At 70.6% G+C, this 13624-nt stretch carries 9 protein-coding genes and 1 pseudogene; 1 reads left to right on the forward strand and 9 read right to left on the reverse strand.

The window, feature by feature from the left end; translation table 11 throughout:
* Nucleotides 1-58 precede the first annotated feature (58 nt).
* Together ACFC0D_RS21435 and ACFC0D_RS21440 are read right to left on the reverse strand one after the other, a co-directional pair.
* On the reverse strand, nt 59-1741 hold the full coding sequence (locus tag ACFC0D_RS21435) for an Ig-like domain-containing protein (protein WP_376438140.1): 1683 nt from the start codon (nt 1739-1741) through the stop codon (nt 59-61).
* 55 nt (nt 1742-1796) lie between these two features.
* On the reverse strand, nt 1797-2885 hold the full coding sequence (locus ACFC0D_RS21440; protein WP_376438142.1) for a hypothetical protein: 1089 nt from the start codon (nt 2883-2885) through the stop codon (nt 1797-1799).
* 258 nt (nt 2886-3143) lie between these two features.
* On the opposite strand from ACFC0D_RS21440, the pseudogene ACFC0D_RS21445 reads away from it, so the two are divergent.
* Nucleotides 3144-3475, forward strand: a pseudogene (locus ACFC0D_RS21445) (glyoxalase superfamily protein).
* A 232-nt stretch (nt 3476-3707) separates the two neighbouring features.
* Here the strand turns inward: ACFC0D_RS21445 and ACFC0D_RS21450 are convergent.
* The 7 genes from ACFC0D_RS21450 to ACFC0D_RS21480 all read right to left on the reverse strand — a co-directional run bounded on the left by ACFC0D_RS21450 (nt 3708) and on the right by ACFC0D_RS21480 (nt 13614).
* Nucleotides 3708-4346, reverse strand: a complete 639-nt coding sequence (locus ACFC0D_RS21450; RefSeq protein ID WP_376438144.1) for a ScbR family autoregulator-binding transcription factor — start codon at nt 4344-4346, stop codon at nt 3708-3710.
* 198 nt (nt 4347-4544) lie between these two features.
* Nucleotides 4545-5159 carry a class I SAM-dependent methyltransferase gene (locus ACFC0D_RS21455; protein ID WP_376438146.1) on the reverse strand — a complete coding sequence of 205 codons (615 nt, stop codon included), beginning with the start codon at nt 5157-5159 and terminating at the stop codon, nt 4545-4547.
* Nucleotides 5160-5189: 30 nt separating this feature from the next.
* On the reverse strand, nt 5190-7361 hold the full coding sequence (locus ACFC0D_RS21460) for an aminotransferase class III-fold pyridoxal phosphate-dependent enzyme (protein WP_376438148.1): 2172 nt from the start codon (nt 7359-7361) through the stop codon (nt 5190-5192).
* 114 nt (nt 7362-7475) lie between these two features.
* On the reverse strand, nt 7476-9215 hold the full coding sequence (locus ACFC0D_RS21465; protein WP_376438150.1) for an ABC transporter ATP-binding protein: 1740 nt from the start codon (nt 9213-9215) through the stop codon (nt 7476-7478).
* Nucleotides 9212-11029 (reverse strand): ABC transporter ATP-binding protein, encoded by a 1818-nt coding sequence (locus tag ACFC0D_RS21470; protein ID WP_376438152.1) that lies wholly within the window; start codon nt 11027-11029, stop codon nt 9212-9214. Before ACFC0D_RS21470 ends, ACFC0D_RS21465 begins: the two co-directional genes overlap by 4 nt.
* A 165-nt stretch (nt 11030-11194) precedes the next feature.
* Nucleotides 11195-11965 (reverse strand): SDR family NAD(P)-dependent oxidoreductase, encoded by a 771-nt coding sequence (locus tag ACFC0D_RS21475; RefSeq protein ID WP_376438154.1) that lies wholly within the window; start codon nt 11963-11965, stop codon nt 11195-11197.
* Nucleotides 11962-13614, reverse strand: coding sequence for a (2,3-dihydroxybenzoyl)adenylate synthase (locus ACFC0D_RS21480; protein ID WP_376438156.1), 1653 nt, complete (start codon nt 13612-13614; stop codon nt 11962-11964). The genes ACFC0D_RS21475 and ACFC0D_RS21480 overlap by 4 nt, the downstream gene beginning before the upstream one ends.
* Nucleotides 13615-13624: the final 10 nt, after the last annotated feature.

Consider the following 13624-nt stretch of genomic DNA (forward strand, 5'->3'; position numbering starts at 1 on the left):
GGCCGGGGCCGTACGCCCCCGGCCCGCGCCGGCGTTCACCTCGGTCGGCCGGCCGATGTCAGCGGCATTGGCCGAAGCGCGGACCGTGCACGGTGATGCCCGTCAGGTCGGGGGCAGGGGTGTTGCCCTCGCACCTCAAGGGGCCCGTGACGGTGGTGCCGGTCAGCGTGGTGCCGCCCGCGTTGGACTCGAAGGTGACCGGACCGTTGATCGATCCGCCTTCGCACAGGGAGACCGGGCCGAAGGTCCCGCGCACGGTCAGCGGGCCGATGACGCGCACGCCGCACAGCGACAGGGCGCGAGCGCCGTCGGCGGAGAACGATCCGGTGACGGCGGCGTCCCGGGCCGCCAGTGCGCCGCCGGACTCGATCCGCACCGGGCCGGACTGCCGGGCTCCCGCAGCGAGGCAGAGCGACTCTCCCGCGAGGACCGTCAGCGGGCCGGTGTGGTGTCCCGTCAGGCAGGGGCGGCTGAACCCGACGGTGACGGCGGCCGGTTGTGGACTGCTGCTCGCGGAGTGCAGCGGGTCGCCCTCGTACCGTGCGGTGATCGCATGGCTGCCCGGCCGCAGTACCGGCGTGCGCAGCACGGCCCGCCCGTCCGTGAGCGGCGCGGTGCCGAGCGGTGCGTCGCCGTCGAGGAAGACGACGCTGCCGGACGGGGTACCGCCGGCCGAGGCGGTGACCTCGGCGGTGACGGTGATGGCATGCCCGTACAGCGGGGTGGTGGTGTCCGCGGTGAGGGTGAGGGCGGTGTCGTGGCGCCAGGTGACGACGGCCCGGCCGTCGCCCTGGTTGACGCCGGGGGTCAGGCCGGCTCCGGTGGTGATCGGGTCGGCGTAGCCGCTGCCGCCGCCTCCTCCGGCGCCCGGCAGGTTGTCGGGGTTTCCGCCGCCGGAGCCGCCGCCGCCGCCGAACCAGCCGCCGCCTCCGCCCCCGCCGCCGTTGCCGCCGCGCCCGCCGTTGCCTCCCGCGCCGCCGCTGCCCGGGTTGGGCAGGCCGGTGTTGGGGTCGGTGGCACCGCCGGGGGAACCGGGGCCGCCCAGCCGTGAGTTGGGGCTTCCGGTGCCGTGGGCGGCTTGGGTGGCTCCCCCGCCGGCGATTCCGGAGCCCTCGGGTCCGTCGGCCTGGCCGCCGGGCTCGCCGGCGCGGCCACCGCCGTCGCCGCCGTGCAGCTCGGGCCCGCCGTTTCCGGCTCCGCCACCCCCTCCGGCGACCAGGATCCGCTCGGACGGGCCGAAGGCTCCGACGCGGAGGTCGGAGGCCCCGCCGCCGGAGCCCCCTCCCCCGTGGGCGCCGCCTCCGCCCGCGCCGTGGCCGTACCCTCCGGGTCGGGCGTACTCCCCTCGCCTGGAGCTGCCGGGGATGCCGGCGGCGCCCACGGTGAGCTGGAGGACCTGGCCGGGGGTGACGGCCACGGTGGCACGGGTGTGGCCCCCACGGCCGCCGGGGGCACCGGTGTTGGGCGGGTTGGGGGTGACGTATCCGGCGGCGCTACCGCCCTCTGCGCCGAACAGGTCCACGGTCACGGAGCTGACCCCGGCCGGGACGGTGAAGGTGTCGGTCCCGGGCGCGGTCCAGGCGCATCCGGCTCCGGGGCCCGTGGTGACGACACCCGTCGTCCCACAGACGGGTTCGGCCGCGGCGGCCGTCGCGGCGGGTGGGTGAAGGGCGGCGGCGACGAGCACGGCGGCGCCGGCCAGGACGAGGGCAGGGGTCCGCACGGGGCGGGTTGTGTTCATGTGTCAGTTCTTCTGCCGAGTCGGGGAAGGGGAAGCGGGAGGGCGACGGACGGGTTCAGATGCCGTCGTCCGCGCACAGCGCCCAGGAGTCGGTGTAGGTGTTCGGGGAGCTGCCGCCGCCGGTGTGGGCGTCGGCGGTCCAGTACGCGGCCGTGGTCGTTCCGTCGCCTACGGGGACGCCGCCGGAGGTGCTGGGGAAGCTGCCGTTGAGGTGGTCGCCGACGGAGCCCGGTCCCGTGAAGTTGGTGGTGGTGAGGCTGCCGCCGCTGATCGCGGCGCCGCCGCTGACCAGGGTGCCGTCCCCTTCGCCGCAGCCGACGGTGGCCGTCTGCCCGCTGGTGGCGGCGGTGGGGCCGCTGACGGAGGTGTGCCGGACGGTGACCGTGGCGCCGCCGACGTCGATGCCGTTGCCGCTGCAGATGGCGTACGCGTAGGTGGTGTTGTTGCTGTTGCCTCCGCCGCCGTTCCAGCCGACCGCGGTCCAGGAGTCGGGGTCGGTCTCGCCGTTGGCGGCGGCCTTCTGGCCGAAGCCGTGGGCGGAGTCGTCGAAGGTCGGGAAGGACGCGATCGGCTTGAGGCTGCCGACGCTCGCGGGGGTGATGCGGGCGCCGCCGCCGAGCAGGCGGGTGTTGGCGGGGCAGGTGGCGGTGACGAGGCCGACGGTTCCGCTGCTGGTGGGTCCGGCGAGCTTGTTCATCACCACCTGGGTGTGGTTGACGAGGCTGCTGGTGAAGCACAGGGCGTACGGGGTGCTGGAGAAGGAGGCGTTGACCGCTCCTCCGCTGCCGCCGATGCCGAGCCAGTGGGTGACGTCGGTGCCGACGACTCCGGTGGAACCGAGGTACTCGGTGCTTCCGTCGGGGCTGGGCACGGTGCCGTTGATCTTGTTGCCGTTGGAGGAGGTGCCGGTGCCGATGGTCTGGCTGATACCGCCGCCGGAGATCAGGCCGCTCGAGCAGGCGGCGTCGGTGGTGATCTCGGCGAACGTGGACGCGGGACCGGCGGTGGCCCCGGGCGTACGGACCGTGACGCCGACGGAGTTGGCGTACGCGACGAACGGGACGGTCACGGCGAGGGCCGCTCCCGCCACGAGGGCGAGAGCGCGGCCCATCGGGCGAGGACGGCGGTCGAAGACAGGGTGCATGGGATCCATCTCCTCGGATCTCCGCAGGGGTGCTGCCCAGTGCGGTGGGCGGCAGCTGCGTACCGTAGCAGCGGAATCCATTCGTATCTATGAGGTGTTTGCGGACTGAGACCTGCCATATGCGAGGTGCCGTGTTCGCCCGGGGTATCGAGCGCCAGGTGCTGCCGGTCGCCCAGCGGTACGGACTCGTGGAGCCGGCTCTCGGGATGCCCGGCTGATGTCCGGCCGATGTCGGTGGCGTCTGCGACGATGCATCGCATGTACGAGGCAGTCATCCCGGTCCTCCGGGTCGGCGACGCCGCGGCGGCCGCCGCGTGGTACGAGCGGCTCGATTTCGCGCAGCAGTGGGTGCACCGTTCGAGCCGGGGTTTCCCGCCTTCGTGGAAGTGGCCCGGGGTGAGGTCCGCTTGTTCCTGTCGGAGCATGAGGGCGACGCCCGCCCCGACACCCTGGTCTATCTGCGCGTGCGTGATGTCGACGCCGTGGCAGCCGAGTTCGGGGTGCGGGTGGAGGAGGCTCCCTGGGCGCGTGAGATCGAGCTGCGGGACCCGGACGGGAACCGGCTCCGGATCGGAACGCCCAAGGCGTGACCCGCGGCTCCCGAGGAGCCGCCGAGCGGGCCGTCGCCGGGCTCGACCGGGGCATCGGCCGGCTCGAGCGGTCGAGCCGCCGGCGACGGCCGAATCCCGGCAGATCGCGCCCGGTCGGTCGGTCAGGGACGCCCGGACCGGACGATATCCGCCCACTGGGACGACAACGGCGTCCTGAAGCAGGCCGTGGGGCCGCCCGGCCCGCGTGCGGGCACCGGGCGGCTTCGCGAGGTCACGTCCTCGGAACGGAGCTCAGCAGGCCGGCCACCTTCCACCGGCGGTCGGCCGGAACAAGACCGAGGAGCAGCACTTCCCACATCTCGTCGACACGCTGGTCCAGGTCACTGCGGCCGGACAGCACCGAAGAGACCATCTGGATCCCGGCCAGGCTGGAGATCACGAGATATGCCACGGTCTCCGGTGAGATCGTCGGCACGATGTCACCGTCCTCGATCGCCTTGCTGACCATGTTCTCGCACGCGTCGATCCACATCCGGTACGCGACGGGCAGATCGCCGGTGTAGGTGAGCTCCATCAGCAGCCGTGTCCCGGCCCGCACGAGGACGTCCTTGTCGATCATCCGCGCCGTGGTCTTGGAGATCACGACGATCTTCTCCAGCGCGCTCCCGTCGCTTCGGATGACCTCCTCCACGACGGCGCTCATCCGGCTGTTGTGCTCGTTGAGCACCGCGTTGGCGAGAGCCTCCTTGGCCGGGAAGTGGAAGTGCAGTGCACCCCTGGTGGTCCCGGCCTGCTCGATGATCCGACCGAGGCTCGCTCCGGCGAAGCCTGCGGCGTCGAACACCGCCGCGGCGCTCTCGATGATGTGCTGCCGGGTCGCGATCGCCCGTTCCTGCTGAACTTCTCTCATCCGTTGGACCCTCCCAACGGGGCAACTGTTGCTGACATCGCTCAAACCTATCCGGACCGCTGTCATCGGCCCATGCCATGGGTGCGCCACACGTCCTGCCGGCCCGTGCCGACGGCACCCGTGCCCGCACCGTACGTCGCCCCGTCCCGTCCGTTCGCACTCCGTGTCCGCCACCTGCGGCGTGCTCGCCGCATACCACTACTTGATGGCGACCAGACGCTCCACGTGCCCGCCCTTGAGGCGGTCCGACTCCTTGATGTCGAAGCCCGTCGAGCGGACGTTCTCGATCGGACGGCGGCGCAGATGTTCACCCGCCGAAGGCACGCTGAACCGCTCGATGATCCCCTGGATGCCTCGGAGCAGCCAGTTGGGGCTCACCACGTGGTCGATGCAGACGAATCGGCCGCCGGGGCGCAACACCCGGTGGATCTCACGCATCGCCCGGTCCACGTCGGGAATGGCGCACATGCTGAGCGTGCAGACTACCGTGTCGAAAGTGGCGTCCCCGAAGGGCAGTTGATGGGCGTCGCCCTTGCGCAGCTCGACCTCGCGCCCCAGTTCGTCGGCGCGTGCTCGCGCGGCCTCCAGCATCTTGTCGCTGATGTCTATGCCGGTCAGCGCGATGCCGGACGGGTAGTAGGGCAGGTTGAGACCGGTCCCGATGGCGACCTCCAGGACCTCTCCGTCCGCCCGGCTGCACACCCATTCCCGCTGCCCCTCGTACAGCAGCCGATCCCAGAACTTCATGTCCTTGTCATAGCCCGCTGCCATCTTGTCCCAGTACGCGCGCCACTTCTCCTGCTTGCTGACCATCGGCTCCGCCCTCTCTCGGTGTCTGCGTTCTCACTTGCCGGTGACATAGCGGGGCCGGGCGAGCCGTCCGGCCACCACGCCGGAGAGCTTCTGCGCCGACATCGCGAAGAGCATCCTGCTCGCCATGAAGCGGTACAGGTGCCGGGGCCGGACGCCGCGCATTCCCACTTCCAGCCGGCGCACCACCTCGCGGGCGTCCTCCTCGGTCGTCATGGTCCGGTGCAGGAAGCGCAGCATGAACACGAAGATCCCGCTCCGTTCGAAGACCATCTGCGCGGCCGCCATTTCGAGCAGTACGCCGAACTTGGACCTGCCGAAGGGGAAGTACGTGTCGTTGAGCCTGAGCCGCAGCATCGCTCCCCGGCCCTCGACCTTCCCGAAGAGCGGCGATTCCTCGGCGAGGCGCCGGATGCCGGCCTCGAGGATGCGCTGGGCCGCCACCGCCCGCTCGTGCGCGGCCGGGTCGGTCATCTGCCGCAGTGCGTGGTGCGCGATGTGTGCGCCCAGCCCGTTGCGAAAGTACCTTCTGCGCATGGCGACTTGGCCGGCGTCCGTCGCCATGGCCCGGTCGAAGACCTCCTGGGTGCACAGCACCGACGAGATCGGGAAGAGCATGTCCGTCATGGCCTTGCCGATCGCCACCAGGTCGACGTGGGTCAGCATCTGTCGATGTGCGAGGTAGTCGTTCCCCGTGCGCCATCCGCCGGACAGCACCTCGTCGACACCGACCAGGTAGCCGCCCGTCTCGCGCAGGCGCTCGACCGTACTCAGGATGCGCTCCGGCAGACGCTGGCACATGCCGCCGCGGATGGCCTCGAACCACACCAGTGCGACGTCCCCGGAGGAGAGCACCTGCTGGAGCCTGTGCACCGCGTCGTCGGCGAACGGGTCGATGTAGACCAGGTCGTGGTAATAGGGGCGGAAGGCGTCCTCGTCGGATTCGGTGACCTGCGGGCCCTCCTTGCTCAGGTTGATGGCGAACAAGGACTTGCCGGCGAAGTTGCCGGTGAAGGTGACCACCTTGGTACGCGTCGGGTTGGCCAGCATCGCGAGGGCGGCGGCCTGGTCGACCGCGGTCGCCCCGCTGACCGCGGGGAAGGCCTTGTCGAAGCCGGTCAGCCCGGTCAGGAACTCTTCGAGGTCCGCGTAGTAGTCGTGCTCCGGCTCGTGGACCGCCAGCACCTCGGCGGGGACGTCCGGCGGGTTGTGCCCGCGGAAGTTGCTGCCGAAGCCGCCGCAGCAGTCCAGGATCTCGCGTCCGTCGTCGAGGCGCAGCCGGGCGCCGCTCGCGCGCTCGACCTCCAGGTGCATACCGACGATCATTTCCATCTTGGCCATGGAAGGGTTGATGTACCGCGCCCAGTACTCGCGCATCGTGTCCCGGTCGGCATCGATCTCCGCCAGTGTCCTGCGCTGCTCGGGGCTGATCAGCCCGTACTCGTCGAGCGCCGCCAGCACGACCTCGGCACAGAAGGTGTTGCCACCGAAGGTGGAGGTCTGCGCGTAGCAGTCGACGTCGTTGTTCCAGATCTCGTACGCCTGCTCGGTCATGGTGAAACAGCCGAACGGCACCTGGTGTCCGCCGATGTTCTCCCCGTAGACGAGCACGTCGGCGCTCAGTGGTCCGGTGAAGAGGCTGGTGTCACCGAGATCCAGTTCGCTGTCGCAGAGCACCACCATCCCGCCCTGCGACCGGACGGTCCTGAGCAGCGGCTCCAGTTCGTCCGTCGACCCGCCGGCCGATCCGTCGCGTACGACCACGACGGCCGACCAGGAGTGCTCCGGTAACGCCTCCATCGCCTCCAAGGCGCTGGGCACCACCACGACGTGCGGTGTCATCGCTCTCTCGACCCCCTGGGAGGTCGGATCGACGAAGGGTGCGAAGACGCCCTTCGCGTCGATCAGCAGGATCCAGCCGCCGTCGTGCCGCTTGTTGCGTACCGAGGTCTGCCGCGCCAGCTTCATCGCGCCGGAGAGCGCCTCGACCGTCGAATTGATGAGGAAGCTTCGGTAGAGAGGCGCACCACCGCGCGCTGTGAGCGACGAGCTGATGAGGTAGGCCAGCTTGGTGCTCGCCTCGTTCATGTAATTGCTGGACGTCAGAAAGGTGCATTTCTGATCGGTGATGCGGCGCTCCATTCGGTCCAGCAGACCGGTGGTCGCCGGTCTGAACACTGAGCCCTCGGTCGACTGTCGCTCCACGGAAACTCCTCGGATTCAGCTGATCACAACAGGAAAGTGGGATGGGGAACATGCGAGGGGGACACGGGCGGCGCCGGCGTGGGCGCCGCCCGTGTCGGGGCGGGGAGCCGCCGTTCAGCGAACCCCCGCGGACTTGGCCAGGTGCCAGCCCTGCGCACGGCGGCGTTCCCGCCAGAAGTGGGCGTACCGGCCGTCGCGCGCGACGAGGTCGGTGTGGACGCCCTCCTCCACGACCCGGCCTTCGCCGAGCACGATGATGTGGTCCGCCTCGCGCAAGGTGTGCAGCCGGTGCGCGATCACCAGGACGGTGCGGTCCCGCGCCAGTGCCGACATCGCCTCTTGCAGGGCGTGCTCGTTCTCGGCGTCGAGTGCCGCGGTCGCCTCGTCGAACAACACGATCGGGGTGTCCTTGAGCAGGGCGCGCGCGATCGAGATGCGCTGCCGCTCACCGCCGGAGAGACGACTGCCGCCCTCTCCGACGGGCGCTTCCCAGCCGCCCGGCAGCCGGTCGGCGATCTGGTCGACGCGCGCGGTGCGGGCCGCGGCGTAGACCTCCTCGTCGGTCGCGTCGGGCCTGCCGAGACGTACGTTCTCCAGAATCGTTCCGTCGAAGAGGTAGACGTCCTGGAAGACGGCCGAGATGACGGACGTCAGATCCTCGGTCCGCATCTCGCGCACGTCCACGCCGCCGACCCGCACGGCACCGGCGTCCGGGTCGAAGAACCGCGCGATCAGCCGGATCACGGTCGTCTTGCCGGCGCCGGACGGACCCACCAGTGCGGTCATCCGGCGCTGCGGCACCCGCATCGACAGTCCGTCCAGGACCGTGGAGCCGTTGTAGCCGAAGCGCACGCCGTCGAGTTCGATGTCGGCGCCGTCCGCCCGGCGCGACGTCTCCGGTTCGGGCAGCGTCTCCGTGTCGATCAGTTCGTTGATCTCGGTCAGCGCGTTCTCGGCCACCCGGATCGCGCCGCCCAGTTCGGAGGTGAGCATGACGGGCTCGACGAACCGGGCCGACAGCACGAGCAGCGCGATGAACTCGGCCGTCTCCAGTGATCCGCCCAGCGCCAGCCGGGTTCCCAGAGCGAGGAGCACGATGAACGACGCCTGTGCGATGAAGGCGAGCCAGAGCAGACCGGGCATGCCGGCGCGCAGCATGCGCCGACCGGCCGCGTGCTGCGCGACCAGCGAGTCGTCGAGCGCGGCGTGCCCCTGCGCCGTACGGCCGAAGGCCCGTAGCACCGGCTGGGCACGGGCGAACTCCACGATCCGTACGGCCGCGTCGGCGTGGATGCGGTCCGCCTCCTGGTCGGCCGCCGCCATGCTGCGGCCCGCCACCCGGTACACCAGCGCCACGGCGATCGCGGCGACGGTCATCGACAGGGCCAGCCGCCAGTCGAACAGGAACATCGCCAGCACCACGACGGCAGGCGTGACGAAGGTGTCGACCAACTGGCGCAGCAGATGGGCGGGCACGCCCATGATGTCGACCACGCGCTGTGAGGCCAGGCGCCCGAGTCCGCCGACGCGGTCGGGGGTGAACCACGCCAGCGGGAGCTGGGCGACCTTGTCTCCGATCCGGTGGTGCAGGTCGCGGCTCATGGCCGCACCCGTGCCGTAACCGGCCAGCGTCGCCGGGTAGCTCACCGCGGCGTAGCCGAGCCACAGCACCGCGAGGGTGATCACCCACGGCCAGGCTCGTTCCGGTTCGTCACCGAGCAGTTCACGCAGGGCGGGGACGAGCATGACGAACGCCACGCCCTGGAGTACGGCGGCGACGGTGAACCAGGCGAGCAGTCTGCGCAGCGCGCGGTCGTGCTTCGGGCCCAGTGCGGTGAACAGTCGACGAATCAACGCCCCTCCTCCTTCGCGATGCCGGCGCCTGCGTAGGCGTCGTCGCCGTCGGCGTCCTCGACGCCGGCCTGCTCCTGCAGGCTCCACAGCCGCGCGTACCGCCCACCAGCGGCGAGCAGTTCCTCGTGTGTTCCCTGCTCGACCATCCGGCCCTGTTCGAGCACCACGATGCGGTCGACGCCGACCACCGAGGCCAGCCGGTGCGCGACCACGAGCACGGTCCGCCCGACGGCCAGCTCCGACAGCGCGTCCTGGATCATCGCCTCCGATTCGGGGTCGGCGTGGGCGGTCGCCTCGTCGAGCACCACGATCGGGGTGTCCGCGAGAATCGCCCGGGCAATGGAGATCCGCTGTGCCTCGCCGCCGGAGAAGCGGGCCTCCGTGCCGACCATCGAGTCGTAGCCGCGCGGCAGCTCCTCGATGCGCCGGTCGATGGCCGCCGCGCGAGCGGCACGGCGCACCGTCTCCTCGTCCGCGTCGGGACGGGCGAGCCGGATGTTGTCCCGCACGGAGGCGTCCAGCAGCTGAACGTCCTGCAGGACGAACGACACCAGCCGGTACAGCTGGTCCGGCGCGATGTCGCGCAGGTCCACGCCACCGACCGTCACGGTGCCCGCGGTCGGGTCGAAGAACCGGGGCAGCAGCTTCGCCAGTGTCGTCTTGCCCGAACCCGAGCTGCCCACGAGGGCTGTCACGCTGCCGGGTTCGAGGGTCAGGTCGATGCCGCTGAGGACCGGTCGGTCCGCGTCGTAGGCGAACTCGACACCGGACAGTTCCACCCGGACGCCGCCGTCGGTCTCCGGCTGCCTGGGCGAGTCGGGGATCGCGAGTTCCGGCGCGGCGAGCAGGGCGCCCACGCGCTTGGCCGCCGACCCGGCCATCTCCATGTCGTGGCCGTGGAAGTCGAGAGCCTGCAGGGGGGCGGCGACGCTCAGGCCCAGGATGGCGAACGGCAGCAGGTCGAACGGGTCCAGGGAACCGGACGAGACGAGCGCCGTGCCGCCGATCAGCACGGTGAGCAGAATGGTGACGGGTCCGAGGATCAGTGCCGAGGCCGCGGTGGCCCGGTAGCCCTTGGAGATCCAGGCGATGAAGAACGTCGTGAAGTCGTCGGCGGCCTGCGCGTACTGACGGTGCGCCCGCCTGGCCTGGCCGAACATCTTGACCACGGCGATGCCCTCGACGAACTCGATGACCCTGGAGACGATGCGTTCCTGGGCCTTCTCGTAGGCGTCGGTCTGCGCGTCCAGGCTCACCATCATCCGGATGAACAGCCCGATTCCGATCACCAGCGGGATCATCAGGATCAACGCCATCCGCCAGTCCACCACGAACAGGTAGACCAGGGTCGCGAGCGGGGTGACCACGCTCGCGGTGAGGTTCAGCAGGGAGTGGGCCACCAGGTGGTGCATCGTGTCCACGTCGTGCTGGACCGCTTTCCCGATTCCGCCCGCGCCGCGATCGGTGAACCACCCCAGCGGCACCCGGCCGAGCCGGTCGACCAGCCGGCGTCGCACCGAGAGCTGGAAGTCCAGGTCCGCGGCATGGGCGATCGCGCCCGCCGCGGTGTTCAGCGCCAGCCACAGCATCAGCGCGCCGCCCGCCACGGCGGCGACCGTCCATGCGGCGCCTTTGTCGACGGGGCCTTCCGTCAGAAGCACCCTCGCCAGTTCCGCAACCGCGGCGAACGGCACCACGGCGACCACCGCCGCGACGGCCTGCACCCCGATCGCAGCGCCCAGCCTCGACCTGACGGGGCGCAATAACTCTCCAAGACCAACTGTTTCCAACGGTTGCGCCTGCTCCGATTTCATTGCGTCCCTGTCACCTTCCGTCGACTTCGACCCCCCGCTCCGGCCATCCGCCAGAACAGTTGGAGTGCGCGCACACGCCTGCCAGGCCCATGTGCGCGTTCACCAACCTACCAAGAAACAGGCTGATTAACCCGTTTCGTTTTCCGCTTCCGTGCCGGACCCCGTCTACCGGGTGAGGGACAGGCCGCCGTCGAAGGGGATCACCGTGCCGGTCAGGTACGCCGAGCCCCGGGAACCCAGGAACTGGACGATGCCCGCGATGTCGTCAAGACCGCCTGGCCGGCGCATGGGTGAGCTCAGGCCGATCTCGGCAGCCAGCGATTCCTGCAGCATGTCCGACTCGAAGGGGCCGAGCGCGATGGCGTTGACCGCGATGCGCGGAGCGAGCCGGCCGGCCAGGTGCCCGGTCAGATGGTGCATGGCGGCCTTGCTCGCCGCGTAGGAGTAGATCTCGGCCGACGGTACGTGCAGCCCGTCCACGGAGCCGATGTTGACGACGCGGGCCGGGTCTCCGGCGACCGCGGCCGACTCCAGCAACGGCCGGAGGAACCTGACCAGATGGAAGACGGCCTTCAGGTTCACCTGGAGCGCCGAGTCCCAGGCCGCGTCGTCGAAATCGTCCAGCGGTGCCGTATGCAGGACGGCCGCGTTGTTCACCAACAGATGCAGCCGGTCGACGTGTTCGCCGAGCTGGTCCGCGAGCGCGCGGCAGTCGTCCTCCGACGCCAGACCGCCGGCGAGCGGAACGCAGTCGCCCAGCAGCGAGAGCCGGGCGGCCGTCTTCTCGGCCGCCGCCATGTCGCGAGAGGTCAGGTACACCGTTGCGCCCGCCTCGACCAGGGCCTGGGCGATCAGCGCACCGACGCCCTTCGCCGCCCCGGTGACCAGCGCGGACTTGCCTCGGACCGAGAACAGCCCGGAGGGATCCTCGTTCATGATGTGCGTCCTTCCTTGACCGCCAGCTCCGCGGCCCGCTTCCGCAGCTCCTTCTTGTCGATCTTTCCGACGGAGGTGAGCGGCATGGCGTCGATGAATACGAACCGGTCCGGGATCTTGTAGGCCGCCAGACCGCGGTCGCGGAGGTGCAGTTTGAGTACGCGGCTCTTCAGCCCGTCCTCGTACGCGACGACGAAGGCGCAGATCCGTTCGCCGAGACCGTCGTCGGGTTCCGCGACGACGGCGACGTCATGCACCGCCGGGTGGGTTGCCAGCTGCTCCTCGATCTCGTCGGCCGCGACCTTGTCGCCGCCGCGGTTGACGAGGTCCTTGGCCCGGTCGACCACGACGAGGTGGCCGGACGGCAGTCGGCGCACGATGTCGCCCGTGCGGTAGAAGCCGTCGGCGGTGAAGGCACGCGCGTTGTGCTCGTCCGCGCGGAAGTAACCGCGGATCGTGTACGGCCCCCGGGTGAGCAGGTGTCCCGGCTCGCCGTCCGGTACGGGGCGGTCCTCGTCGTCCACGACCGCGATCTCGTCGGCCGCCGACATCGGGACGCCCTGCGTCGTCTCCACGAGCTCGTCCGGGTCGTCCAGCCGCGTGTAGCAGATCAGGCCTTCCGCCATGCCGAACACCTGCTGGAGCCGGCAGCCCAGGACCGGCCGGACCCTGGCCGCGGCGGACGGTCCGAGCCGGGCGCCGCCGACCTGGAGGACCCGCAGGCTGGACAGGTCGTGCCGGCTGTCCTTGGCGGCGTCCAGCCACAGCAGCGCGATGGGCGGGACCACCGCGGTGACGGTCACCCCGTACCGCTCGATCAGGGGAAAGACATCGCCGTCGCTCGGACCCGGCGCCAGGACCACGGTCGCCCCGCTGTCCAGCGCCCCCAGCACACCCGGTGCGCAGAGCGGGAAGTTGTGCGCGGCGGGCAGTGCGCACAGATAGACGTCGTCCACGTCGAGCGGGCAGGCCATGACGCTCGCTCGCGCGTTGTACAGGTAGTCGTCGTGGGTACGCGGGATCAGCTTCGGGACCGCGGTTGTTCCACCCGACAGTTGCAGCACCGCGGGAGACCCCGGATCGGGTTCCGGCAGGGGCACCGGATCGGCGAACAGTCCGGACAGCGCGCGGTGGTCCCCGGGATCGCCGTCCACGACGATCGTGCGCAGCGTCGGACACTCCGCCCGGACCCGCTCGGCCATCACCCGGTGGTCGAACCCCGACCGCTGGTCCGGAATGACCATCGCCACGGCCCCACTCTGCCGGCACAACTGCGTGATCTCGTGCTCGCGGTGCGCAGGCTGGGCCAGGACCGGCACCGCGCCGACCCTGAACAGGGCGAAGCAGACGAGCACGAACGCGGCGGTGTTGGGTAGTTGGACGAGCACTCGCTCGCCCGCGGCGGCCGTCCCCTCCTTGTGCAGGCCTGCCGCGAGGCGGTCGACCTCCGCGTCCAGCTCGGCGTAGGTCCAGCTGTTCGGGCCGTCGACCAGAGCCGTACGGGCGCCGTGCCGGGCCGCGGAGTCACGCAGCATGCGGCCGAGCGAGATGCCGCTCCACAGCCCCTCGGCGCGGTACTTCGCGGCCAGGTCCTCGGGCCACGGCGTGAACTCGCGCTGCCGCGACGCTTCACTCACCAGTGCATTCATCGTCGATCCT

This window comes from Streptomyces sp. NPDC056222, from assembly GCF_042264065.1.
Taxonomy (GTDB): Bacteria; Actinomycetota; Actinomycetes; order Streptomycetales; family Streptomycetaceae; genus Streptomyces.